This window comes from Pseudomonas sp. FSL R10-2189, assembly GCF_009600325.1.
Classification (GTDB): domain Bacteria; phylum Pseudomonadota; class Gammaproteobacteria; order Pseudomonadales; family Pseudomonadaceae; genus Aquipseudomonas; species Aquipseudomonas helleri.
The window spans coordinates 75,010-98,558 of sequence record NZ_WIVZ01000016.1 but is presented as its reverse complement, the minus strand read 5'-3'; the positions used below and the strand labels follow the sequence as shown (position 1 = coordinate 98,558).

At 56.8% G+C, this 23,549-nt stretch carries 22 protein-coding genes; 13 read left to right on the top strand and 9 right to left on the bottom strand.

All coding sequences use genetic code 11. The annotated features are described in order from the left end of the window. Positions 1-76: 76 nt before the first annotated feature. The 3 genes from GHO32_RS13595 to GHO32_RS13585 form a co-directional block, all read right to left on the bottom strand. A complete protein-coding gene (locus GHO32_RS13595) occupies positions 77-553 on the bottom strand; it encodes a DUF6392 family protein (protein WP_153335995.1) in 477 nt (158 codons plus the stop codon). Further along, positions 553-3,207, bottom strand: coding sequence for an S-type pyocin domain-containing protein (locus GHO32_RS13590; protein ID WP_153335994.1), 2,655 nt, complete (start codon positions 3,205-3,207; stop codon positions 553-555). Before GHO32_RS13590 ends, GHO32_RS13595 begins: the two co-directional genes overlap by 1 nt. A 181-nt stretch (positions 3,208-3,388) precedes the next feature. Further along, positions 3,389-4,678 (bottom strand): MFS transporter, encoded by a 1,290-nt coding sequence (locus GHO32_RS13585; RefSeq protein ID WP_153335993.1) that lies wholly within the window; start codon positions 4,676-4,678, stop codon positions 3,389-3,391. Positions 4,679-5,051: 373 nt separating this feature from the next. Here GHO32_RS13585 and GHO32_RS13580 point away from each other — a divergent pair, with 373 nt between their 5' ends. Then, entirely contained in the window at positions 5,052-5,453 is a 402-nt protein-coding gene (locus tag GHO32_RS13580; protein WP_048373769.1) for an acyl-CoA thioesterase, read from the top strand. A 25-nt stretch (positions 5,454-5,478) separates the two neighbouring features. After that, entirely contained in the window at positions 5,479-6,375 is an 897-nt protein-coding gene (locus GHO32_RS13575) for a D-hexose-6-phosphate mutarotase (protein WP_153335992.1), read from the top strand. Positions 6,376-6,822: 447 nt separating this feature from the next. Here the strand turns inward: GHO32_RS13575 and GHO32_RS13570 are convergent, their stop codons facing one another. The 4 genes from GHO32_RS13570 to purE all read right to left on the bottom strand — a co-directional run bounded on the left by GHO32_RS13570 (position 6,823) and on the right by purE (position 9,381). Next, a complete protein-coding gene (locus tag GHO32_RS13570) occupies positions 6,823-7,359 on the bottom strand; it encodes a DUF3299 domain-containing protein (RefSeq protein ID WP_153335991.1) in 537 nt (178 codons plus the stop codon). Between the two features lie 80 nt (positions 7,360-7,439). Further along, positions 7,440-7,688, bottom strand: coding sequence for a GlsB/YeaQ/YmgE family stress response membrane protein (locus tag GHO32_RS13565; protein WP_048373764.1), 249 nt, complete (start codon positions 7,686-7,688; stop codon positions 7,440-7,442). Positions 7,689-7,792: 104 nt separating this feature from the next. After that, positions 7,793-8,878 (bottom strand): 5-(carboxyamino)imidazole ribonucleotide synthase, encoded by a 1,086-nt coding sequence (locus GHO32_RS13560; protein ID WP_048373762.1) that lies wholly within the window; start codon positions 8,876-8,878, stop codon positions 7,793-7,795. A gap of 11 nt (positions 8,879-8,889) precedes the next feature. Next, a complete protein-coding gene (gene purE / locus GHO32_RS13555) occupies positions 8,890-9,381 on the bottom strand; it encodes a 5-(carboxyamino)imidazole ribonucleotide mutase (protein WP_047279087.1) in 492 nt (163 codons plus the stop codon). A gap of 434 nt (positions 9,382-9,815) precedes the next feature. Between purE and GHO32_RS13550 the strand changes: the two genes are divergently transcribed. Together GHO32_RS13550 and GHO32_RS13545 are read left to right on the top strand one after the other, a co-directional pair. Then, positions 9,816-10,370: a M12 family metallo-peptidase gene (locus tag GHO32_RS13550; RefSeq protein WP_178113890.1), complete on the top strand. Its 555-nt coding sequence runs from the start codon at positions 9,816-9,818 to the stop codon at positions 10,368-10,370. A 40-nt stretch (positions 10,371-10,410) separates the two neighbouring features. Continuing rightward, a complete protein-coding gene (locus GHO32_RS13545; RefSeq protein WP_153336129.1) occupies positions 10,411-11,007 on the top strand; it encodes a reprolysin-like metallopeptidase in 597 nt (198 codons plus the stop codon). 50 nt (positions 11,008-11,057) lie between these two features. Here GHO32_RS13545 and GHO32_RS13540 read toward each other — a convergent pair whose 3' ends face one another. Continuing rightward, on the bottom strand, positions 11,058-11,966 hold the full coding sequence (locus GHO32_RS13540; RefSeq protein WP_153336128.1) for a LysR substrate-binding domain-containing protein: 909 nt from the start codon (positions 11,964-11,966) through the stop codon (positions 11,058-11,060). A 180-nt stretch (positions 11,967-12,146) separates the two neighbouring features. Between GHO32_RS13540 and aspA the strand changes: the two genes are divergently transcribed. From aspA to GHO32_RS13510, 6 genes are all read left to right on the top strand, one after another. Continuing rightward, positions 12,147-13,571, top strand: coding sequence for an aspartate ammonia-lyase (gene aspA, locus GHO32_RS13535; RefSeq protein WP_048373753.1), 1,425 nt, complete (start codon positions 12,147-12,149; stop codon positions 13,569-13,571). A 377-nt stretch (positions 13,572-13,948) separates the two neighbouring features. Further along, positions 13,949-14,932 (top strand): RHS repeat-associated core domain-containing protein, encoded by a 984-nt coding sequence (locus GHO32_RS13530; RefSeq protein WP_153336127.1) that lies wholly within the window; start codon positions 13,949-13,951, stop codon positions 14,930-14,932. A gap of 359 nt (positions 14,933-15,291) precedes the next feature. Further along, a complete protein-coding gene (locus tag GHO32_RS13525) occupies positions 15,292-16,713 on the top strand; it encodes a sodium:alanine symporter family protein (protein WP_048390791.1) in 1,422 nt (473 codons plus the stop codon). A 56-nt stretch (positions 16,714-16,769) separates the two neighbouring features. Further along, entirely contained in the window at positions 16,770-17,774 is a 1,005-nt protein-coding gene (locus GHO32_RS13520) for an asparaginase (protein WP_153336126.1), read from the top strand. A 53-nt stretch (positions 17,775-17,827) separates the two neighbouring features. Then, entirely contained in the window at positions 17,828-18,820 is a 993-nt protein-coding gene (locus GHO32_RS13515) for an AraC family transcriptional regulator (protein WP_153336125.1), read from the top strand. A gap of 152 nt (positions 18,821-18,972) precedes the next feature. Next, complete coding sequence (locus GHO32_RS13510) at positions 18,973-20,010, top strand: histone deacetylase family protein (RefSeq protein ID WP_153338267.1); 1,038 nt, start codon at positions 18,973-18,975, stop codon at positions 20,008-20,010. Between the two features lie 108 nt (positions 20,011-20,118). On the opposite strand, the gene GHO32_RS13505 is transcribed toward GHO32_RS13510, so the two are convergent. Then, the gene (locus GHO32_RS13505; RefSeq protein ID WP_153336123.1) at positions 20,119-21,675 is read right to left on the bottom strand and encodes a PLP-dependent aminotransferase family protein; all 1,557 of its coding nucleotides are present in this window, start codon (positions 21,673-21,675) and stop codon (positions 20,119-20,121) included. Between the two features lie 89 nt (positions 21,676-21,764). Here GHO32_RS13505 and GHO32_RS13500 point away from each other — a divergent pair, with 89 nt between their 5' ends. Genes GHO32_RS13500 through GHO32_RS13490 form a run of 3 tightly spaced genes read left to right on the top strand, consistent with a single transcriptional unit; the run spans position 21,765 to position 23,546 of the window. Next, a complete protein-coding gene (locus GHO32_RS13500) occupies positions 21,765-22,394 on the top strand; it encodes an FMN-binding negative transcriptional regulator (protein WP_153336122.1) in 630 nt (209 codons plus the stop codon). A gap of 4 nt (positions 22,395-22,398) precedes the next feature. Then, positions 22,399-22,851 carry a GNAT family N-acetyltransferase gene (locus GHO32_RS13495; RefSeq protein WP_123750581.1) on the top strand — a complete coding sequence of 151 codons (453 nt, stop codon included), beginning with the start codon at positions 22,399-22,401 and terminating at the stop codon, positions 22,849-22,851. Positions 22,852-22,865: 14 nt separating this feature from the next. Then, positions 22,866-23,546 (top strand): GNAT family N-acetyltransferase, encoded by a 681-nt coding sequence (locus GHO32_RS13490; protein WP_153336121.1) that lies wholly within the window; start codon positions 22,866-22,868, stop codon positions 23,544-23,546. Positions 23,547-23,549 lie beyond the last annotated feature (3 nt).

Genomic DNA, 23,549 nt, shown 5'->3' with positions numbered 1-23,549 from the left:
TACAAACTAATATAGTTTTTATTTACACATCTTGATGTCACGTGCACTCTTGAGTTTTAGAGTGCACGTAAATAACTTAATCGTGGCCTTTGTCGATCAAGGTGAAATTTAGCACTTCAACATTTAGATCTTCCGTATACTGAAATACAACTTTAGTATTCGGATATTCAACTTCATCCAACTTAAAAGAATCCCACCCGCCTTTCCAACCAATAGGATGTGGCAATTTAACCGGACCAACTATCTCCAGAGGCTGACCAAAAAATTCTCTCACTTTAGATTGGTTCATAATGAGCGTATATGGAGCTGGCAGCTCTCCACGATAAATGGGTACACCTGGTATAGACTCTAACAGGGTGAAAAAAATTCTTTCTAACCGCTCGGTCTCACCCCAAAAACTTAATTCGACACCATCTTCTGGTTGTATATCCACCCAATCCCTTCCAGGATAAAGCTCCTGCAAGGATTTAGGCAATATTGCACCGGACGTAATTAAGGCATTGTAATTTTCGCCTAAATTTTTCAGCAATTTATCAAACTGTTTCACGTCCATTAATACAATCCTTTACTTACGTTATGAGCATGCAGCTCTTGACGGGCATTTTCAATTTCTAGTTCTGTGAAGCCTTCCTCCAGCAGACCTATTTTTATTGCATTGAAATTCCGATCTGCTGCACCTCGAAGATCTGAACTATCGAGGTTCTGCTGTGCTTGTGAATTTCTGCCTCCGTAGGTTTCACTAAACTTTTGATGAACTCGAGATGGAATTGCAATTCCGGCGGCGCTATTTAGTGCTGCATCAATAAAGTTCCGAGGAAGTTCAGGCGCACTCATTTTAATTGAAATCTCAATTGCCCTACGTGAAGGAATATGGTCAATGTCATACCCATCATTTCTGCTCCTGCGACTTAACTCATTATAGTCCCCTGCTTCCAACGGCCTGACCGGAGGCTTAGCAAACAGCACATCCGGCGACGGTAAATCCGTATCCTCACCAAACCCCGGGATGCTCGCATTAACGTCACCTGGGTTGGCGCTCGGGAGTGTTTCAGTTTGCGACCCAACCGGATCTGTATTCTCGCCGGGGTAAATGATCGGCAGTTCGGGTGCTATGGGCAGCGTGGTCGGGCCGAGGGCGTCAGTGCCTGCCGGAATCAGCGGCTTCCAGTAAATATGCCCTTGCTGCCCGGCCTCCAGCAGGTTTAACGGCGTTAACGACCAAGGCTCAAAGACCGGCGTGACGGGACGAACCCCTTGTACGCCATTGGGTGCGCTGATACTAAAGTTATCAAGGTTATAAGGCTCAACACTTAACAACGCCGGATTATGCGTGCGTAATTCCAGCTCTCGATACTCACCCGACCACTGCTCCTTTGGTGCATAAGGAGCAAAGCCTTGAGCCACACGGTGTTTATTAACCTCACTTAAAGACCCAAGCGCTTTTGAGTCTTGGGCGATAGCGCGCCACATCGACTCATTGAACGCCCCAAGTGAAGCGAATTCTCGACCGCGTAGCCGATCACCGACAGAGGCAGGAATCGCCACGCCTGCCGCCTGGCTCGCAGCCTTCGACCATTCCAACGTTGCGGGATGACCAAGACCTGAAACCACTCCCGTTCCAGCAGGCAGCACTCCAAACGACAGATACATGGCCGGTAAGCCCGGCATACACACAATGCAGTCGTTAAAACGAGTATCGGCTCCTGCAGGAATAGCCTCGATCACTGGCTCTGGAAAATACGCACTGGCCTGCGTCGTCGTTGAAGTTTGAACAGGCGTACTGGGCGCCGTGACCGATGTCGTCGCAGAGAAATGCAGTTGTTTAGCATTGGCTCCCGGCGTGGTCGCTACATAGGTATCGGTCAATGGATCGTGAACAGCATTGATAACCGGCACGCTACCCGAGATATCACCACCTGTGGCCAGGATGATGATTTGGGCGCCGCCCTGAACAGGTTCGGACTTGACTCGATACGGCAACTCAACGATGCCCTTCACATCAGCAATCGACTTAAGGTCTTGACCTTCGGCAAGGTTCAAACCGGTTGCAGGTACCGCAAAACCTTCATAAAAACGATTGCGCTGTTCAGGGCTTAACTCGCCATCCCCCAACTCAGAAGGGGTCAGTGACATGATTACAATACGTACTGCAGGGTTTAGCTTCGCAGCGTCTAATAATCGACTTCCCGCCCACTGCGACAGTTTTGCAACATCTATCGCCTGGATAGCCCGGGCAACGGCCCCGGAAATCTCTGCCAGACCTTGGCCTACCATTGCTCCAGCTTGTGTTAACAGCATCCCGCCGGCAGGGGATGAAGGCAGGGTCACGCTTAGGGTATTGGCCTGCTGACGCCACTCATGGCGCGCCTGCTCATCAGCTTGCAACTTAAAGCCGATGCGCGCTTCGCGTTGTTCTGCATGCTGGCGATGACGCTCCCACTGCTGCTCACGGGAGTGCCAAAGCACTTTTTGTTCGGCATGGTGGGTGGTTAATGCGTTAGCTTTTTCAGTCAGCAAGCTGATAACGCTGGCCAACTCCTTGGCCTGTTGTGCGGCGGTATAGGCTTGTTCCCAGGCATGATGAGCTTGGTTGACAGCCGTTTGATTAGCATCAGTTGTAGAGAGTTGCGCCAAGTAGTCTTGTAACGAGCGAGCCAGTGGATCATGACCGTCAAAAGATTTAGCGGCCGTATCAGAGAGTCTCAACTCTGCATTTTTCATTGCAATCAGTGTATTGACTTGGTCACGCTCGCGAGTAATCAGATGAAGCTGCAGCCGTTCACTGGCATTAATATCAATCGGTTTTTTCAAGGTTTCTAGTTGTGCCTTAATTGACTCTTCCAACCCTGAAGCCTTGGCAACATAACGACGATCAATTTCTGCTTTTGTTGTTGTATAGGTATGAGCGAATGCACTGACTCGTTGTTGATGGGCCACTGCTTGCGCAGCCGCTTGTACTCGGGCCTGCTCTTGCGCTTGCTCCCGTAGCGCACCCTCCGCTATTGCTTGGGCCTCCGCCCAGGCCCGGGCTCTGGCTCTTGCACGTTTTTTTGCACGCTTGCCACTAGAGCCACCGAACCCTCCCGAAAAACCTGCTCCCCCACCAATACTGAAAAAGCCCTGATCGGAGGGCCTATCAACAGGCACAGGTTTACTGCCGATGTATATCGTTCCACTCGTATTATCTTGAAGGTTTTTGATACTCATACAGTACTCCTTGTCTGTATGAGCCAGCGTGTCAGTTTAATAATCAGCGCTTGCAGTACATATATATAGCCGTACTTATTTACATGTAGGAATGCAAACAGTTAAGTGTAAGAAGTTAATAACTATCAAAAAGTTAATACACCAACGACTGCAGGATTGCCCTGCAGTCGTCAACTCTTTATCAGCGCCCCTTTTTCCACAGATAAGCGCCCACACACAGGCCCATCAACGAAATGATCGCCACGTAATACGCCGGGCCCATCGGGCTTTCCTTGAGCAACAAGGTCACGGCCATGGGCGTCAGACCGCCGAAGATTGCGTAGGCCAGGTTGTACGAGAACGACAAACCGCTGAAACGGATCACAGGCGGGAAGGCTTTAACCATGACACACGGCACCGCGCCGATGGTGCCTACAAACAAACCGCTCAAGGCATACAGCGGGAACAGCCAATCCGGGTGCTGCAACAGGCTGTGATAGAAGGTCCACGATGTGATCAACAGCGCGGCGCAACCCACCACAAAGACTTTGCCCGCACCAAAGCGGTCAGCCAGGGCACCCGAAGCGATGCAACCCAGGCTCAGGAACACAATGGCCAGGCTGTTGGCTTGCAATGAAGTGGTGGCCGGGAAGCCGTATACAGTTTGCAACACAGTCGGGGTCATCAAGATGATCACGATGATCCCGGCCGACAGCAGCCAGGTCAGCAGCATCGAGATCACAATGGCGCCACGGTGGTCACGCAATACCGTTTTAAGCGGTACTTCTTCAGCCAGCGCCTTGCGCAGTTGCAGCTCGGCAAACACCGGGGTCTCGTGCAGCCAGCGGCGCAGGTACACCGCAAACAAACCGAACACACCGCCCAACAGGAATGGAATACGCCAGGCGAAGTCCGAGACTTCGGCCGGGGTGTAGATCGAGTTGATGGCAGTGGCCACCAGCGAGCCCAGCAGAATACCGGCCGTCAAGCCGCAGGTCAGGGTGCCGCAGGCGTAGCCAACGTGACGCGCCGGCACGTGCTCCGAAACAAAAACCCATGCTCCCGGTACTTCGCCACCAATGGCCGCGCCCTGGATCACCCGCATCAGCAGCAACAGGATCGGCGCCAGCATGCCGATCTGCTCATACGTCGGCAGCAACCCCATGATCAGCGTCGGCACAGCCATCATGAAAATGCTCAAGGTGAACATCTTTTTGCGCCCCAGCAGGTCGCCGAAGTGCGCCATGACGATGCCACCCAAGGGCCGTGCCAGGTAACCCGCGGCAAAAATGCCAAAGGTCTGCATCAGGCGTAGCCACTCAGGCATGTCAGCCGGGAAAAACAGCTTCCCGACGACCGTGGCGAAGAACACAAAGATGATGAAATCGTAAAACTCCAGCGCACCGCCCAGAGCGGACAACGACAGCGTTTTGAGGTCATTGCGCGATAAGGGGCGCGAGGGGGGTGCGGCACTGGAAGGCTCAGTGATCATGAGGTATGGCTTCTCTTATTAGGTTCGGCGAAAGCTGCATCGATGCCGGCAAGGCTTGGTAGGCCTTGAAAGATAACAAATTGTTTGCAAAAGCATAGAGCTAGACGCACAGCGGCTTGAAAAAGCAGAACCGGAAGGTCGTCGGGCGAGCGATCGCCCGATATACTCGTGCCCGAATGAAACATTCGGAAACTACCTGGGTTGCTGTGCGAAAGCGCCCGCTGGGCCCTCCCCAGCCGATTTCGCAGAGTTTCCCTTGGCGCGGCTTATGAAGAACGTGACGAACGTAGTATGTTCGGGCTGAATCGTTTTTCTTTAGACGCTTATTCACCCGCAATACACATGATGAATCACGGGTCAGAGGCCCTTCGGCATGATAGAGCTCGAACAAGAAGATCCAATCCCGCAAGGCGACCTCGCCTTGCAAATCACCGCATTGCCACGCGAAACCAATGGTTTCGGCGATATTTTTGGTGGCTGGCTGGTCTCGCAAATGGACCTGGCCGGCACCGCAATGGCCAGCAAGGTTGCGGGTGGCCGAGTAGCCACCGTCGCGATTGATCGCATGGCGTTTCTGGTACCTGTGGCCGTCGGCGCGCAGTTGTCGTTCTATACCCAGGCACTGGAAATCGGCCGCAGCTCGATCCAGATGATGGTTGAAGTCTGGAGCGACGACCCGCTGTCCAGCGAATGGCGCAAAGTCACCGAAGCCGTGTTTGTCTTCGTTGCCATTGATGGCAGCGGCCGCACACGTTCCGTTCCGCCACGCCGCTAACCCGCCCCTGTATAGAGAGCCTGCCATGTACCACATTGAGTCTGTCACCCTGGACGAACTGGAGTGCTGGCACTTTCAGCATGGCCAGGCCCAGCTACTGGTCGCCAAACAAGGCGCGCAGGTGCTCAGCTATCAGGTTGGCGATGAGCCGCCGATTGTCTGGCTCAATGAAAAAGCCCAATTCAAAAAAGGTCATGGCATCCGCACCGGCATGCCGGTGTGCTGGCCGTGGTTTGGCAACCTAGCGCGCAACCCGGACAGCGTGCAGGCCATGCGCGACAGTACTGAGCCCGCCACCGCCCACGGCCTGGTGCGCACCCGTGAATGGGAAGTGCTGGAAATCGACGATGCAGGTGAAGCCCTGCACATTGAGTTCGGCCTACCACCTGTCGAAGGCGGCCTGCCCGGTTGGCCCCATGACGTGGCACTGACCCTGAACATCCGTCTCGATACCCAGTTGCATGTCAGCCTCACCAGCCACAACCGCAGCGACGCACCGGTGAGCATCAGCCAGGCGCTGCACAGCTATTTCGCCGTCAGCGACGTGCGCAAGGTTCATGTCGAAGGCGTTGAGGGTCTGACTTACATCGAAACCCTTGATGACTGGAAGCGCGTGCAACAAGTCGGCAACTTGACCTTTACCGGTGAGACCGACCGTATCTACCTGGACACACCGCCACAGTTGAGCATTGTCGACGCCGACTGGAACCGCAGCATCCAGCTCACCAGCCAAGGCTCGCGCTCTGCCGTGATCTGGAACCCGTGGATCGATAAAACCGCCACCCTCGGCGACATGGCGTTAGATGGCTGGCAACGCATGCTGTGCATCGAAACCGCCAACGTCATGGACGACATCATCACCCTGGCGCCAGGCGCGAGCCACACCTTGGGTGTGAGCATCAGCAGCCAAAAACTGGCCTGAACCGTAGGAGGGGCCGCCCCGTCTTCGACGCCGCGCTGTCGCGCAGCAAACAGGCCGCCGAGTATCTTCAGCATCCCCCAATCGGTTCCCTCTCCTTCGGGAGAGGGCTAGGGTGAGGGGGCTTTTGACTTGAGTACATATCCGTTGCTGCGGCAACGGCCACTTAGGGTTCCGGCCTTACGCCGCGTCACTTTGCAAAAGCGGCAAAGTAACCAAAACGCTTTTGCCCCTACCCCTCGGTGCCTCGCTTTGGCTCGGCATGCCCTCACCACAGGCCTTGCTCCGTAGGCCCGCCGCGATCGGCCATCCATGGCCGTGTCGCGGCTAACCCGGCGTCCTGCCGGGTTACCCACTGCACAAAACCTGCGTTCGGCCAGCGTGGTTTAATGGGGCCTTTTAGATCAAGATCAAAAGCAAGATCTAGATCAAAAGATCGCGAGGCAGCTGTTACAAATCCGCCTCAACCACCACCCGCACTTTGCTGGCATCCAGCGCATAAGCCGCATCCGCCAGGTCATTGCTGACCTTCTCGACTTTCAGCGTGCCCGTGACCCACAGCGGCGCATAGATGTCGTCCAGCTTCAAGCCTTTTGGATAGCGCACCAGCACCAATTGGTTGGGCGGCGGCGGTGGCACATGGATGCAAGCCCCCGGGTAAGGCACCAGGAAAAACAGTGTGCTGCGGCCTTTGGCGTCTGTTTCGAGAGGCACGGGGTAACCGCCCAAACGGATGTTTTTGCCGTTCATGCTGGCGACGGTTTTATTGGAATACATCACGGCCGGCAGGCCTTTGCTTTGTTTCAAGCCACCCTTATCAGTAAACGTCCCCTGAGCTTCAGGCGAGTTGTGATCGATTTCAGGCATGGCTTCGAGGGCTTTTTGATCCGACTTGGGCATCAAGTCCAGCCAGTCGGTTTCGGGCAGTTCTGCCGCGTGTACCAGGCCGCAGCCCAGCAAAAGAAAGGTCAGTAGAAGGCGGCGCATGAAGAGCTCAATCAAAGAGAAGTGAATACGTCGCGCATTCTAGCCCTCTCTGCGATCAGCGCAGAGAGGGCCGCACGCGATCAGCTCTTTTTCTTCACCATGCCGTAAATGACCAGCAGAATAATGGCGCCGATGACCGCACCAATAAAGCCAGCACCTTCGCCAGCATGGTAGATACCCAACGCCTGCCCACCATAGGTCGCCGCCAAAGAGCCCGCGATACCCAGGATGATGGTCATGATCCAGCCCATGCTGTCGTCACCCGGTTTCAGGAAACGAGCCAGCAGGCCAACGATCAAGCCGATAAAAATGGTTCCGATGATGCCCATGCACGCGTCCTCTCATTAGATGGCGTTAACCAAAGCCTAGTCAGCACTTTGGTTTCACGCCATCAGAGAGCAACGACACCTCAATGGTTCCGTCGACTGCAGGCTTATGCCTCGTCGATCAACGCCTCAACGCGCTGGATTTGCGCGTTCAGGGTGGCCATGTCGGCGCAGCGCAGGTTGGCATGGCCCACTTTGCGGCCGGCCTTGAAGGCTTTGCCGTAGTGATGCAAATGGCAGTCGGCAATTGCAATCACCTGCTCAACCGGCGGGACGCGGCCGATGAAGTTGAGCATAGCGCTCTCGCCCACCTTGGCCGTCGAACCCAGCGGCAGGCCAGCGATGGCGCGCAGGTGGTTTTCGAACTGGCTGCACTCGGCGCCTTCGGTGGTCCAGTGGCCGGAGTTGTGCACACGCGGGGCAATTTCGTTGGCCTTGAGGCCACCGTCGACTTCAAAGAACTCGAAAGCCATCACGCCCACGTAATCCAGGTGCTTGAGCACGCGGCTGGAATAGTCTTCAGCCAAGGCTTGCAGCGGATGATCCGTGCTCGCTACCGATAACTTGAGAATGCCGCTGTCGTGGGTGTTGTGCACCAACGGGTAAAACCGGGTTTCGCCATCACGACCGCGCACAGCGATCAGCGACACTTCGCCGGTAAATGGCACAAAACCTTCAAGCAGGCAGGCAACACTGCCCAACTCAGCAAACGTCCCTTCGACATCAGCCGCAGTGCGCAGCACTTTCTGACCTTTGCCGTCATACCCCAGGGTGCGGGTTTTGAGCACCGCAGGCAGACCGATGCTGGCCACCGCCGCGTCCAGATCCGCCTGGGACTGGATGTCAGCGAACGCAGGCGTCGGAATGCCCAAGTCCTTGAACATGCTCTTTTCGAACCAGCGGTCACGGGCAATGCGCAGGGCATCGGCACTCGGGTAAACCGGAACGAATTGCGACAGGAATGCCACGGTTTCAGCCGGGACGCTTTCAAACTCAAACGTCACCAGATCAACCTGGTCAGCCAACTGGCGCAGATGATCCTGATCGCCGTAGTCCGCACGAATGTGCTCGCCCAAGGCGGCAGCGCAGGCATCAGGTGCCGGGTCCAGGAAGGCGAAGTTCATGCCCAGCGGAGTCCCCGCCAGGGCCAGCATGCGACCGAGTTGGCCACCACCGATTACACCGATTTTCATCGTCAAAAACCTCAGGCCAGGCGCGGGTCTGGATTGTCCAGCACGCTGTCAGTCTGCTCTGCACGGAATGCTTTCAATACGGTATGGAACTGCGGGTGCTTGGCACCCAGAATGCTCGCCGACAACAGCGCGGCGTTGATCGCGCCAGCCTTACCGATAGCCAGAGTAGCGACCGGAATACCAGCCGGCATTTGCACGATCGACAGCAGCGAGTCGACACCCGACAGCATCGACGACTGCACCGGCACACCCAGTACTGGCAAATGGGTTTTAGCTGCACACATGCCTGGCAAGTGGGCGGCGCCACCGGCTCCGGCAATAATGACCTCGATCCCGCGGCCTTCGGCCTCTTCGGCATACTGGAACAGCAAATCCGGAGTCCGGTGGGCCGAGACCACTTTAACTTCGTAAGGGATGCCGAGTTTTTCCAGCATATCGGCGGTGTGGCTGAGGGTGGACCAATCGGACTTGGAGCCCATGATCACGCCTACCAGTGCACTCATCGTCGCGCCTCTTCTCTTGGGCGCCCGCAGGCGCGTCAAAAAACAACAAGCCACGTGGAGGATCCGACGTGGCTTGTTATAGAAATTAAGGCCGGTCATGCCAGCCGAAGGCCGCGCAGTATACCCCAAAGAGGCCACTTGAAAGCACCTTTGGCGACCATCTGTCTGCAGGCAAATCAAACCCTGAAACCGCTGGTTTTACTGACCGGCAGGTCAATAATTGACAGTGTTAGAGGCATGTTGACTTCTACTGTCAGGCTTACGATCTGAGGTGATATTGACTACTTGCCGCATCGAATTCGACGCCTCACACACTCACGTAATAACCGCTTAACTCTTTATGCAGCACTCAAATAACTAACTACCTGCAAGGACTGCAGGCGGCGCTCACAACTCTCAATAACGTGTCAGCGCCATCATTAAGGATGATTAACATGAAACCGATTACGCTTTATATCTTTGTTCACGATGATGTCCCCAGCAGCATCGTCAGCACGCTGGGCCGGGGCTATTTCAAGGAATTCACAGAAGAAATATCGGCTATTACTGGCAGGTCCTTCATCTTTAATGAGGTGCGCCATGTAAAAGGTGTAACAGATCACAATTATAAAGGCCAAAACCTGAACGATATTTTATGGAGCTGGCAAAAAGCAGCCATCGGATACAAAAACGATAAGGGTTTGGAGTGGGGCAAAACCGAACGCTATATTTTAGTCACCAAAGACTCGATCAACGACACTGTCCTGGGGGGCGCCTTCCCCGGAAAACCTGCCGTCATTGCCAGCACCAGTTCCTATCAAATCATTGCCCATGAGATCGGTCATAGTTTCAACGCAACCCATGAAGATGGCGAACTGAGCTGGAATGCGTGGGGCGGTGAATGTGAAACCTACATGTATCACGAAGTCTCTAACTTACGTGGCAACTGTTACCGCTTTACGCAAAAAAACAGAGAGCATATCAAAGCCTTCCTGAGCGATGCCCCTTAACTCATAAGTCTCTGACCTTTACAGAACGGTGGAATCAGCCATGCTCCCGATTAATATTTATACCTTTGTCCATGACACTGTCATGGTAAAAAATGAAACACACTTGAAAGGCATGTTTTTCACTATATTCACTCCTGAACTTTCAGACATAACAAAGCGCCCAGTCAACGTTGAATTTATCTACGACACGCCAGGCATGACAGACTTTGACTACCTGTCATATGCAACCCGATACCCAAATTTAGACGACTATATAGGGTTGATTTCAGCTGACATCAATCACGCCGTTGATGGTTACAGGGCTGCGCAGCAACGAACGGCCATAGCCACTGATATATATCTGATATTGATTGATGGTTACTTATCCCCTGCGCAGGGTGTCGAAGGCTTGGCCTTGCAGGAAGCCAACATCGCTTTTGCCACCACCTTGGGCCGCACTGTCGTGGCTCATGAAATCGGGCACTGTTTCGGCGCAACTCACGCGGCGGTCTCTTACTATGTGGACCCCGAACAATTTAGCCCCCACGGGTGTGCAACATTCATGGCAACGGAGCGTAAAGAGGGTACCTGCGCACGCTTTCGCTACAGCGATGAGAACCGTGGAAATATCCGCAACTATGTCAGCCAGCTCGACTGACAACAGTTGCTGAAAAACGTTGAGTGAAGGCCATCACGCCCGGCCTTCACTCACGGGGCAGATGACGCCCCACCTTCCAGCTTGCGCCACAACAATCGCACGTTCGCCTTACGCACCAACGCGCAGCGATACAGGCGAATCTCGAGCGGCACGTGCCATTGCGGGCCGCCACAGATCACCAGTTCGCCCCGCTCAAGCTCCGCGCGCACACTTAAACGCGGAACCCAGGCGATACCCAGACCTTCCAGCGCCATGCTCTTGAGGCTGTCCGCCATCGCGGTTTCATAAATAGTGGTAAACCGCAGGGCACGCTGGCGCAGCAGCAAGTTGACCGAGCGCCCAAGAAACGCCCCGGCGCTGTAAGCCAGCAACGGCACGCTGCCGTCACCTTCCAGATCAAACAGCGGCTTGCCGTCAGCATCGGCAGCGCACACGGGCAGCATTTCGGTGTTGCCCAAGTGCAGCGACGGAAAAATCTCCGGATCCATCTGCAACGCAGCGTCCGGATCGTAAAAAGCCAGCATCAAATCGCAGCCGCCTTCGCGCAAAGCGTGCACCGCGTCTCCGACGTTAGTCGCAACCAGCCGCGTGGCGATGTTCAACCCTTCGTTGCGCAATTGAGCGATCCAGCGAGGGAAAAACCCTAGGGCCAGAGAGTGCGCAGCCGCCACTTGCATGACCTCGCCCTGCCCGCCTTCAAGGTGATGCAAGTGCCGCAACACCTCGCCAAGCTGCTCGACCACCGTGCGCGCCGTGACCAAAAACAGCTGACCGGCCGCAGTCAACTCCACCGGGGTGCGGGAACGATTCACCAAGGTCAGCCCCAGGGCCGCTTCGAGGCTGCGAATACGTCGGCTGAACGCTGGCTGAGTCACAAAGCGGCGCTCTGCCGCCTGAGAAAAACTGCGAGTGGCGGCCAGGGCACTGAAGTCCTCCAGCCATTTACTTTCGAGATTCATCGAGTCCTCCCGGACGCGCACCAAATTGGGTCACACGTTCGACGCGGCGGTCGCGTCACGTCGCCATTATGCCGTTTCTGCATAGGATAGTGTTTAAAGGCATTGGCCCAAAATAGTCTGCAAGCCTAGGATTCGCAGCGTTCCGGCCCAGACCGGGTCCATATCGAGATGATTTCTATCATGTCCTCCGCTGCATCATTCCGCACAGAAAACGACCTGCTTGGCGCCCTCGAAGTACCGGCTCAAGCGTATTACGGCATCCAGACCCTGCGAGCGGTGAATAACTTCCGCCTCTCGGGCGTTCCGATTTCGCATTACCCAAAACTGGTTGTCGGTCTGGCAATGGTCAAACAGGCCGCTGCAGACGCCAACCGTGAATTGGGGCATCTGAGCGCTGCCAAGCACGCCGCCATCAGCGAAGCCTGTGCACGATTGATCCGCGGTGACTTCCACGAAGAATTCGTGGTCGACATGATTCAAGGTGGTGCCGGTACCTCCACCAACATGAACGCCAACGAAGTGATCGCTAACATTGCTCTCGAAGCAATGGGTCACCAGAAAGGCGAGTACCAGTACCTGCACCCGAACGACGACGTCAACATGGCGCAGTCGACCAACGATGCTTACCCGACCGCGATCCGCCTGGGTCTGCTGCTGGGTCACGACGCCCTGCTGGCCAGCCTCGACAGCCTGATTCAGGCGTTCGCAGCCAAGGGTGTTGAATTCAACCACGTCCTGAAGATGGGTCGTACCCAACTGCAAGACGCCGTGCCGATGACCTTGGGTCAAGAATTCCGTGCCTTCGCCACCACCATGGGCGAAGACCTGGCCCGTCTGAAGACGCTGGCCCCGGAACTGCTGACTGAAGTGAACCTCGGCGGCACCGCGATCGGTACCGGCATCAACGCTGACCCGCGCTACCAAGCGCTGGCCGTACAGCGTCTGGCACTGATCAGCGGTCAACCGCTGGTACCGGCCGCCGACCTGATCGAAGCCACCTCCGACATGGGCGCCTTCGTGCTGTTCTCCGGCATGCTCAAGCGCACCGCGGTCAAGCTGTCGAAGATCTGCAACGACCTGCGTCTGCTGTCCAGCGGCCCACGCACCGGCATCAACGAAATCAACCTGCCAGCGCGTCAGCCAGGCAGCTCGATCATGCCCGGCAAGGTCAACCCGGTTATTCCGGAAGCGGTTAACCAGGTGGCGTTCCAGGTCATCGGTAACGACTTGGCGCTAACCATGGCAGCCGAAGGCGGCCAACTGCAACTGAACGTGATGGAGCCGCTGATCGCCTTCAAGGTGCTCGACTCGATCCGCCTGCTGCAACGCGCCATGGACATGCTGCGCGAGCACTGCATCGTCGGCATCACCGCCAACGAAGCACGCTGCCGTGAACTGGTCGAACACTCGATCGGCCTGGTTACCGCACTGAACCCGTACATCGGCTACAAAAACGCCACCCGTATCGCCCGTATCGCCCTTGAAAGCGGCCGCGGCGTACTGGAACTGGTGCGCGAAGAAGGCTTGCTCGACGACGCCATGCTCGACGACATCCTGCGCCCGGAAAACATGATTGCCCCGCGTTTGGTGCCTTTGAAGGACTAACGCCATTCATCAGTTCTGAGCTCAAAGTCGCCGAGCAAAGAAGCGCAGGCACTTTGCGCCAGAACTGAAGCTCACCAGGTCGAGGGACTAGACACCTCTCACCTTTTGAGGGCTTGCAGACACATCTGCAAGCCCTTTTTTTTGCCTGGGATTTGAGTGTAATTAACGTTTACGTAACCGCTGGCGAGCGCCGCGAGACTACGTCCGACTACACAGCAAGGATAAATTGGGAGTTCGAACGTTGTTCAGCGCCCTATTGGTCTAAAAGTGAAAAACCCTGACTCAGCACAAGTAGCACCTAGCAGTTCTGCCAGGTAGTCATTCCATGCGAAAAGAACTACAACTGGAACGTCTTTCCCGACCCTCGGTGAGTGGCTATGAATCAGCCTTCAACAAAAACCGCAGTTATTTATAGCTACGACCCTCTTGATCGCCTGATCGGTACGCCCTCGGGAAAGCGCTTCTATCAAGGCGCTCGTATCACCACAGAAATCAAGGACGAACGCGCATGCTGTGTTTTTCAACATGACGTTCATGTCCTCGCACAGCATCAGCAAGAACAAGGCGTTAACACCACAACGTTATTAGCCACCGACATACAGGGCTCTGTGATTGAAGGCGTCACCCAAGAGCGTGCCATAACACGCAGCTTTAACCCGTTTGGCTATGAATCGCCCGAGCAAATGCACGGCTTGCTGCTGGGCTTCAATGGCAACCCCCCGGAGCCCCTAACAGGCCATTATCTACTGGGGCAGGGCTATCGAGCTTACAACCCGGCACTGATGCGATTTAACAGCCCGGATTCGTCAAGCCCGTTCGAAGAGGGTGGATTTAATGCTTATGCGTACTGCGACAACGATCCGATCAATTATGGGGATCCATCGGGGCATGCAAAGCTATTCTTGATAATGCACAAACTCTTCAACCAGAGAGATGTATCCAGCAGTCTTTCCAGAGTTAAAAAAGCTATAGGCAGCGTACAAAAAACGACCGCAACAACAAAAAAGACAGCCGCCTCACTGGCTAAAAAAGCAAATAATAAAACGCCCCGTCCTCCTACAAACACCTCAACAAAAGCCACTTCGGCAATAAAAGACATTCCCGTCAGCAGACCTGCATCACCTCGAAAACAGCCGAAAGTGCCCGCCCCCCTTCAACAAACGCCTAGTACGAGAAACAAATCCCCTCTCGCGCCAATTGAGAACCATGCAGCGCTTGACGAATGGCTGATAAGGCTAACACCAAGCACTACGCCCCCCACAGCCATACTCCCGATCTATAATCTTGCTCGCACGGGTCAATGGGGCATTGAGCTAACTACCCCGCCAACATCTCTTAGCGTTAGATTGATCCGCCTATAAACGTGGACCTCTTGCCGAGGCCACATATCGTTTGGCATGGATGCCCGATCAACACAGCGCAAATCTGCGTGAATAGGCTTTGCGCGGTGCTTCAAAGGCGTCCGTTTGGCGACTGACACATGAAAAATCAGTCACTTATAGAGACGCTTCCTACACTCCTAGGTATAGTGCCGCCCCTCTTCCCGTGCATGGGCCCTGCAACAGCGGCCATCGGCAGTGCGGAAACAGCATCGTAAACCAAGCAGCAACATGGCCAGGACCCCCTTGATTACCTAGCTTTATGCCCTGACTTGACGGGCGTAATGGGTAACCCTGATCCGGCCGTTTTGCCTTCAGATAAAAACAGCGAGGAATAATCCATGCTAGAAGTCATCAATGACTTCCTCTCAGGGAAAGTACTAATCGTGCTCATGGTTGGGCTCGGTGGCTACTTCACGATCCGCTCGCGTTTCGTTCAGCTCCGTTACTTTCTGCACATGTTTGCAGTGTTTAAAGACAGCTTGCGCAGCAGCGCCGGCCAACTCAGCTCGTTTCAAGCGCTGATGCTGAGCCTGGCGGGCCGTGTGGGCGCGGGCAACATTGCCGGTGTCGGCATTGCCGTGACCTTGGGTGGCCCCGGTGCCGTGTTCTGGATGTGGGTGACCGCACTGGTCGGCATGTCCAGCAGCCTGATCGAATGTTCGTTGGGCCAGTTGTACAAGCGCCGCGATGCGGAAGGCCAACTGCGCGGCGGCCCGTCCTTTTATATGAAGTACGGCCTGGGCAAAATCTGGATGGGCAAGTTGATGGCGGTCCTGCTGCTGATCACCTTCGGCTTTGCCTTTATGGGCCTGCAGGCGCACGCTGTTACCCACTCGCTGCAAAACGCCTTCGGTTTTGACGTCAACTACACCGGCGTGGCCATTGCCGTGCTGCTGGGTCTGGTGTTTATCGGCGGCATCAAGCGTATTGCTTCGGTGGCAGACCTGCTGGTTCCGGTCAAAACCCTGGCGTACATCGCCGTCACCGTTTACGTGATCGTGCTGCAATTCGACCAAGTCCCAGCCATGCTCGGCCACATCGTGAAAAGTGCCTTCGGCATGGACCCGGTGTTTGGCGGCATGATCGGCAGCGCCATCGTGATGGGCGTCAAACGTGGCGTATTCGCCAACGAAGCCGGTTTGGGCAGCGCCCCGAACGTGGCCGCCGTGGCAGACGTGGAACACCCGATTGCCCAAGGCGTGGTTCAGGCGTTCAGCGTATTCCTCGACACTTTCGTGATCTGCACCTGCACCGCGCTGCTGATTCTGCTGTCCGGCTTCTACACTCCGGGCTTTGAAGGCGACGGCATTGCTCTGACGCAAAACTCGCTGGCCGCAGTAGTCGGTGAATGGGGCCGCGTGTTCATCAGCGTGGCACTGGCGTTGTTCGTGTTCACCTCGATGCTCTACAACTACTACCTGGGCGAAAACAACCTGCGCTTTCTGGTCGGTGAAAGCCGCAAGGCGTTGATGGGTTATCGCGCTCTGGTGCTGGTGTTGATTGTGTGGGGCTCGATTGAGAACCTGGAAACCGTCTTCGCCTTCGCGGACATCACCATGACCTTGCTGGCCTTCGTGAACCTGATCGCCCTGGCGATGCTGTTCAAGATATGCATGCGCGTGCTCAAGGACTACGATGACCAGCGTAACGCGGGTATCAAAGTACCCGTCTTCGATTCCAGCAAATTCCCGGACCTGGATCTGGACCTGAAGGCTTGGCCGCCTCTGCCGCCCGCCAAGACCGAAGAAACAAAACGCTAATATCAACGCGGCGGTTCTGACAGAACCGCCGCGTTTTTGCTTATGGGGACTCCTGAATGACTGCAGCCACTCTTCATCCTGCCCAGCGCGTCATGGTGCTCTACACCGGCGGCACCATCGGCATGCAAGCCAGCGCCAGCGGCCTGGCGCCTGCATCCGGCTTTGAAGCGCGCATGCGCGACTTCCTCGCCAGCCAACCGCACGTGCAGATACCGCAATGGCGCTTTCGTGAAATGAGCCCGCTGATCGACAGCGCCAACATGACACCCGCCTACTGGCTGCGCCTGCGCAGCGCAATCATTGACGCTGTCGAACAGGATGGCTGCGACTCAGTGCTTGTCCTGCATGGCACCGACACTCTGGCCTACAGCGCTGCGGCCATGTGCTTTCAACTGCTGGGCTTGCAGGCCCCGGTACTGTTCACCGGCTCGATGCTGCCTGCGGGCGTGCCCGACAGCGATGCCTGGCCAAACGTCAGCGGTGCCTTGAGCGCGCTTGCCCAAGGTCAGCCCTTCGGCGTACAGCTGTACTTCCATGACGAACTGCTGGACCCGACCCACTGCGCCAAAGTGCGCAGCTTTGGCCGCAACCCGTTCGTGGCGCTCAAGCGCAACGGCGGCGGCACCAAAGCCGAATCATTGCCAGCGGCGCTGAGTTATCTACAGCCCAAGCAAGAAGCCCGTGTCGGCGTATTGCCGCTGGTCCCCGGCATCGGCGCCGCCCAACTGGATGCCGTGCTCAACAGCGGGCTTGAAGCCCTGGTGCTGGAGTGTTTCGGCAGCGGCACCGGCCCCAGCGACAACCCGGCGTTCCTCGCAAGCCTGCAACAGGCGTACGAAAACGGCATCGTTGTGGTCGCCATCACCCAGTGCCACGAAGGCGGAGTTGAGCTGGACGTGTACGAAGCCGGTAGCCGCTTGCGCGGGGCTGGCGTGCTGTCGGGCGGCGGCATGACCCGTGAAGCCGCGTTCGGCAAGCTGCAGGCGTTGCTGGGCTCGGGTTTGCCCGCCGCTGACGTGCGCCACCTGGTTGAACGGGACCTGTGTGGTGAGTTGGCTTAACGCCCCCGGCACACAACTTGCTCGCTTCCTGTGTCCCCACGCAGGAAGCGAACATGCTGCACTCACATCTCACCACGCTAAATGCCGTATCGCTGGTGCTCAGCACCTTCGAGGCCGAAGGCTTGCCGAGCGAGGCCTTATTGGCCGGTAGCGGCATACGGGCCGTGGACTTGAACCGCGCTGACATTCGCATCACCACCAACCAAGAAATGCGCGTCTGCGCCAACGCCGTGGCCTTGCGCCGTGAAATCGGCCTGGAACTGGGACGGCGCATGCATGTGTCGTCCTACGGCATGCTGGGTTACGCCCTACTCACCAGTGCCACCTTAGGTGACGCTTTGCGCTTGGCTTTACGCTACCCGGCACTGCTGGGAACACTCTTTGAGCTTAGCCTTAAGGTCGAGGACGATCAGGTCTGGTTCTGTGCAGATCACTACCATGAAGACCCGCAACTGGCCGTGTTCAACGCACAGCTGTGCCTTGTCTCGCTCAAGGTCATTTGCGAAGACTTGATCGGCCAGCCGCTGCCTTTGCTCGCCGCGCGCTTTGCCCACAGCAAGCCGGATTACCACGCCCGCTACCAGCACACCTTCAATTGCCCGCGTCTGTTTGATGCACCGGACAACGCGTTCGCCTTTGCCAGGCACTGGCTGGAATACCCGCTGCCGCTGGCCAATACCATCACCCACCAGGCCATGGCGGAGCGCTGCCGCAAACAGAACCTGGAATTCACCGGGCGCCAAACCTGGCTGTCGCGGATCCGCCAGTTGCTCGCCGCCCAACTGAATGCCGCGCCGGGGCTTGAAGGGCTGGCCGAGCAAATGAATTGCTCGCCACGCACCTTGCGCCGCCACCTGCATGACGCGGGCTGCAGCTATCAAGAATTACTCGACGAACTGCGCTTTGAGCGCGCCAAGTTGTTACTCCACGAGACCGAATGGCCGATCTACCGCATCGCCGACACCTTGGGCTTTAGCGAAACGGCGAGCTTTCGCCATGCCTTTGTTCGCTGGAGTGGCGTGTCGCCCAGCCAGTTTCGGGCATGAGCCAACAGGGAGCAGCGCGCCCTGAAAAGGGGCGAATTTCGGACAATTATTTCGGCCATATTGATCTCCTTTTGGCCGCTCCTGTCGTTCTCTGAAACCGCCAGCGCCGCAAAACTGTAGGTCACCGATCTAGCCTACGGAGAACAAGAAAAATGCTGACTATCTATTCAGACGACCACCATCTGCACCATGGCCGCTGCGAGTTGATAGACGGGCAATTGCTGCCTTGCTTCGAAATGCCCTCACGCGCGGACCACATTCTGCAACGGGTCAAAAACCGTGAGCTGGGCCCGGTGCAAGGCCCCCACGACTTTGGCCGCGACCCGATCCAGCGTATTCACAGCGAGGCCTACCTGGACTTTTTCCAGGGTGCCTGGGATCGCTGGCTCGAACACGGCAAAGACGGCGACTTGCTCCCGTACACATGGCCAGCCCGCACCCTGCGCGCCGTAGTCCCCACCAGCCTGCATGGCCAGTTGGGTTATTACAGCTTTGACGGTGGCGCGCCGATTACCGCGGGCACTTGGCAGGCGGCCTACAGCGCAGCGCAAGTTGCACTGACGGCGCAAGCGGCCATCCAGAACGGCGCCCACAGTGCATTCGCCCTGTGCCGCCCGCCTGGGCACCACGCCGCCAGTGACTTGATGGGCGGTTATTGCTACCTCAACAACGCAGCCATTGCCGCCCAGGCCTTCCTCGACCAGGGCCGCAGCAAAGTCGCCATCCTCGACGTGGACTACCACCACGGCAACGGCACCCAGTCGATCTTTTATGAACGCGATGACGTGCTGTTCACCTCGATTCACGGACACCCTGAAGCCGAGTTCCCGTTCTTTCTGGGCTATGCCGATGAGCTGGGCGAAGGCGCGGGGCAAGGCTTCAACTTTAACTACCCGCTGGAGGCTGGCTCAGGCTGGGATCGCTGGAGTACTGCACTGGAACAAGCCTGCAGCGAGATCGAGCACTACGAAGCTGATGTGGTGGTGGTATCGCTCGGTGTGGACACCTTCAAAAGCGACCCGATATCCCAGTTCAAACTCGACAGCCCGGACTACCTGCTCATGGGCGAACGCATTGCCCGCCTGGGCAAACCGACCTTGTTCGTGATGGAAGGCGGCTACGCGGTAGAAGAAATCGGCGTAAACGCGGTCAACGTGCTGGAAGGGTTTTTGAAGTTAGCTAAGGCGTAACGGCACAGCCCTTGTAGCCGCTGCCGAGGTACGAGGCTGCGATGCGGGCCGCAGGACCGCCTTTGGGGTCGCTGCGCAACCCATCGCAGCCTCGTAGCTCGTCAGCGGCTACAGGGTTTTCTTCCACGCCCTTTTCAACCGCATTAGCGCCGCTTTGATTTCCGCCTCCGGCACCGCCGCAAAGCCCAGCACCAGCCCCGCACGTTTATCCACAGGCTCGACCGAATCGTCCAGCCAATAACGGCTTAAACCGTTGATCTCAACCCCAACCTGCTCAGCCTGCGCCAACAAGGTGTGCTCACGCTCAACGCTTGAAACCTGCACGCTCATGTGCAAACCCGCCGCCACACTGGGCGCGGCGCCCAGCCCGGGGATATCAGTAGGCCAATCCGCCAGCAAGGCATTGCGTCGCGCCAGCGCAGCCCGGCGCATGCGCCTGATATGGCGCTGGAAATGCCCGGCGGCCATGAACTCCGCCATCACCACCTGCGTACTGACCTCTGAATGGCGCATATCCAGCGCCCGCCGTTGAGCAAAGGGCTCAACCAGCGCAGGCGGCAACACCACATACCCCAGACGCAGCGCCGGGAACGCCACCTTGCCGAACGTGCCCACGTAAATCACCCGGCCCTGACGATCCAGCGCCGCCAGCGGGGCCAAGGGCGCGCCGCTATAGCGGTATTCGCCGTCATAGTCGTCTTCGATGATCCAGCCCTGGGTGCGCTCGGCCCACGCCAGCAACTCCAGGCGCCGGGCCAAGCTCATGGTGACGCCGGTGGGGTACTGATGCGACGGGGTCACGTAAGCCAGCGTGCAATCGTTCAAACCCGCCAGCGCCGCGCAGTCCATGCCGTCGTGATCGACCGCAACACCCTGCACACGGGCCCCGGCAATCGCAAAAGCCTGCGCCCCCGCGCGGTACCCGGGGTTTTCCACAGCCACCCCACAGCCGGGCTCCACCAACAGCTGTGCACAAAGGCTAATTCCTTGCTGTGCGCCACTGGTGATCAAAATTTGCTCAGACGTGCAGGATAAACCCCTCGAAGTGCGCAAATAGACGGCAATCAGCTCTCGCAAGCGCTGTTCTCCAGCTGGATCGCCGTAACACAAATGCTGCATGTCCGGCTTGCGCCAAAAAGCCGCCTGGAGCTTGCTCCAGACCTCGAACGGGAACAAATCATAGGCCGGAACCCCCACCCGAAAAGCCCGTGGCGCCCCCTTCGCCGGCAACGGTAAAGGGTGCTTAATAACCCTCCCCAAGGCCGCGCTGTGGATAAGTTTACTGGATGTAATTACAGGTAAATCAACCGTTTTTGTGGATAAACCTGTGGGTAACCCTGTTGAAAAGCCTGTGGGTAACTTGGTGGACAACTTTTTAAGCGGTAAGGCTTTTTCGGGCAATTGCGCCACATAAGTACCGTCACCGACCCGCCCTTCGATAAACCCCTCGGCATAGAGCTGATCGTAGGCCCGCACCACGCTGTTGCGCGAAACCCCAAGCGCCGCCGCCAAATCACGACTGGCCGGCAACCGCGAACCGCTGTTGAGCCGCCCATCCAACACCCGCTGGCGCAAGGCCTGATACAGCTGGGCGCTCAAGCCCTTCTTCGGATCAAGCTCGATCCCGGTCGCATTGAACGCGATGGATAACGCTGAATCAGGCATGGATTGGACCTATAAAAATGACCATTAATGGCTCTTACAACGAACCATTAGCCTGCCTAGGATGCAGTCATTCGCCAAGGAATATTTCTATGTACGTACCCCGCGCCTTCGCTGAACACGACACCGCTGCCTTGCATCTACAGATGCAAGCCTCACCTCTGCCCGTGCTGATCACCCACGGCAGCCAAGGCCTGATCGCCAGCCATGTTCCGCTACTGCTCGATCCCGACGAAGGCCCTTACGGTACGCTGTACGGCCACCTGGCACGCGCCAATCCGCACTGGCAGGCATTGGCTGAAGGTGGCGAAGCGCTGGTGATTTTTGCTGGCGAACAGGCCTACATCAGCCCGTCCTTTTACCCCAGCAAAGCCGCACACGGTAAAGCGGTACCTACTTGGAACTACTTGGCCGTGCACGCCTATGGCCAGCCCGGCGTGTTCGACGATCACGACCGCTTGCTGGCATTGGTCAGCCGGCTGAGCAGCAAACATGAAGCCAATCGACCCGAGCCGTGGGCGGTCAGCGACGCCCCCAGCGATTACATCGACAACATGCTCAAGGCCATTGTCGGGTTCAGCGTGCCCATCTCCCGGCTGATCGGTAAACGCAAACTCAGCCAAAACCGCAGCACTGCTGACCAACTCGGTGTGCGCGACGGGTTATTGGCAAACCCCAATTCACACGACCACGCACTCGCTCACTTAATGGCCAAGGAATAGCAACATGACCCAGCACGTGCAGATCAAACCCGCCACCGCCGCCGATCACGACCAGTGGTTGCCGCTCTGGCAGGCGTACTTGACCTTCTACAATACCGAGTTGCCCGCTGAGGTCAGCGAGTCGACCTGGCAGCGTTTCCTCGACCCGGCTGAACCGACCCAACTGGCAATCGCTTGGCAAGGCGACAAAGCGGTGGGCATCGTGCAGTTCATTTACCACCGTTCCAACTGGAGCATCGGTAACTCCTGCTACCTGCAAGACCTGTTTGTCAGCCCTGAAATCCGTGGCACCGGTGCCGGTCGCCTGCTGATCGAACACGTCTACGCCACCGCCCGCGACAACCATTGCGCCAAAGTCCATTGGCTGACCCACGAAACCAACGCCACAGCGATCCAACTTTACGAACGGATTGCCGAGCGCCCTGGCTTTATCCAGTTTCGCAAAGCCTTGTCATAAATAAGGAACCCGCGATGCCTCAATCTCTAGAACACTGGCAACCCGCCAAGCGCCCACACAACCCCGTCATCCAAGGGCGTTACATTCGTCTGGAAAAGCTCGATCCACAGCGCCATGGCGATGATTTATGGCTAGCCTTGGAAGGGCCGGCCGGCGATCCCAAACTCTGGGACTACCTGGCCTACGGCCCATTCAAGGAGCGCGCGGCCTTTGACCAGTGGCTCAACAGCAATGCCGCCAGCCAAGACCCTTACTACTACACCGTCATCGACCAGGCCTCGGGACAGGCGCAGGGCATGCTCAGCCTAATGTCCATCGTGCCCGAGCACGGGCGCATCGAGATCGGCCACGTCACCTTCGGCGCGCCGATGCAGCGTTCGCCTAAAAGCACCGAAGCCGCTTACCTGCTGGCCAAAGAATCCTTCGCCCTGGGCAACCGCCGCCTGGAATGGAAGTGCAACAGCGAAAACGCCAGATCCAATCGTACTGCAGTACGATTAGGGTACACATACGAAGGCGTATTTCGACAACATATGGTAGCCAAAGGCAATAATCGTGATACCACGTGGTACAGCATTATTAGTACGGAATGGCCAGCTATAGCGACAGGCTTTGAAAAATGGCTGGCACTGGATAACCAACCAAAAAGCGGTCAAATCAAGACGCTTGAAGAATGCAGGGTGTTAACTGATTAATTT

Bases quoted from the DNA above. Each gene is read 5' to 3' on its own strand.
- GHO32_RS13595 (WP_153335995.1), bottom strand. From the start codon at position 553: ATGGACGTGAAACAGTTTGATAAATTGCTGAAAAATTTAGGCGAAAAT.
- GHO32_RS13590 (WP_153335994.1), bottom strand. From the start codon at position 3,207: ATGAGTATCAAAAACCTTCAAGATAATACGAGTGGAACGATATACATC.
- GHO32_RS13585 (WP_153335993.1), bottom strand. From the start codon at position 4,678: ATGATCACTGAGCCTTCCAGTGCCGCACCCCCCTCGCGCCCCTTATCG.
- GHO32_RS13580 (WP_048373769.1), top strand. From the start codon at position 5,052: ATGATAGAGCTCGAACAAGAAGATCCAATCCCGCAAGGCGACCTCGCC.
- GHO32_RS13575 (WP_153335992.1), top strand. From the start codon at position 5,479: ATGTACCACATTGAGTCTGTCACCCTGGACGAACTGGAGTGCTGGCAC.
- GHO32_RS13570 (WP_153335991.1), bottom strand. From the start codon at position 7,359: ATGCGCCGCCTTCTACTGACCTTTCTTTTGCTGGGCTGCGGCCTGGTA.
- GHO32_RS13565 (WP_048373764.1), bottom strand. From the start codon at position 7,688: ATGGGCATCATCGGAACCATTTTTATCGGCTTGATCGTTGGCCTGCTG.
- GHO32_RS13560 (WP_048373762.1), bottom strand. From the start codon at position 8,878: ATGAAAATCGGTGTAATCGGTGGTGGCCAACTCGGTCGCATGCTGGCC.
- purE (WP_047279087.1), bottom strand. From the start codon at position 9,381: ATGAGTGCACTGGTAGGCGTGATCATGGGCTCCAAGTCCGATTGGTCC.
- GHO32_RS13550 (WP_178113890.1), top strand. From the start codon at position 9,816: ATGAAACCGATTACGCTTTATATCTTTGTTCACGATGATGTCCCCAGC.
- GHO32_RS13545 (WP_153336129.1), top strand. From the start codon at position 10,411: ATGCTCCCGATTAATATTTATACCTTTGTCCATGACACTGTCATGGTA.
- GHO32_RS13540 (WP_153336128.1), bottom strand. From the start codon at position 11,966: ATGAATCTCGAAAGTAAATGGCTGGAGGACTTCAGTGCCCTGGCCGCC.
- aspA (WP_048373753.1), top strand. From the start codon at position 12,147: ATGTCCTCCGCTGCATCATTCCGCACAGAAAACGACCTGCTTGGCGCC.
- GHO32_RS13530 (WP_153336127.1), top strand. From the start codon at position 13,949: ATGAATCAGCCTTCAACAAAAACCGCAGTTATTTATAGCTACGACCCT.
- GHO32_RS13525 (WP_048390791.1), top strand. From the start codon at position 15,292: ATGCTAGAAGTCATCAATGACTTCCTCTCAGGGAAAGTACTAATCGTG.
- GHO32_RS13520 (WP_153336126.1), top strand. From the start codon at position 16,770: ATGACTGCAGCCACTCTTCATCCTGCCCAGCGCGTCATGGTGCTCTAC.
- GHO32_RS13515 (WP_153336125.1), top strand. From the start codon at position 17,828: ATGCTGCACTCACATCTCACCACGCTAAATGCCGTATCGCTGGTGCTC.
- GHO32_RS13510 (WP_153338267.1), top strand. From the start codon at position 18,973: ATGCTGACTATCTATTCAGACGACCACCATCTGCACCATGGCCGCTGC.
- GHO32_RS13505 (WP_153336123.1), bottom strand. From the start codon at position 21,675: ATGCCTGATTCAGCGTTATCCATCGCGTTCAATGCGACCGGGATCGAG.
- GHO32_RS13500 (WP_153336122.1), top strand. From the start codon at position 21,765: ATGTACGTACCCCGCGCCTTCGCTGAACACGACACCGCTGCCTTGCAT.
- GHO32_RS13495 (WP_123750581.1), top strand. From the start codon at position 22,399: ATGACCCAGCACGTGCAGATCAAACCCGCCACCGCCGCCGATCACGAC.
- GHO32_RS13490 (WP_153336121.1), top strand. From the start codon at position 22,866: ATGCCTCAATCTCTAGAACACTGGCAACCCGCCAAGCGCCCACACAAC.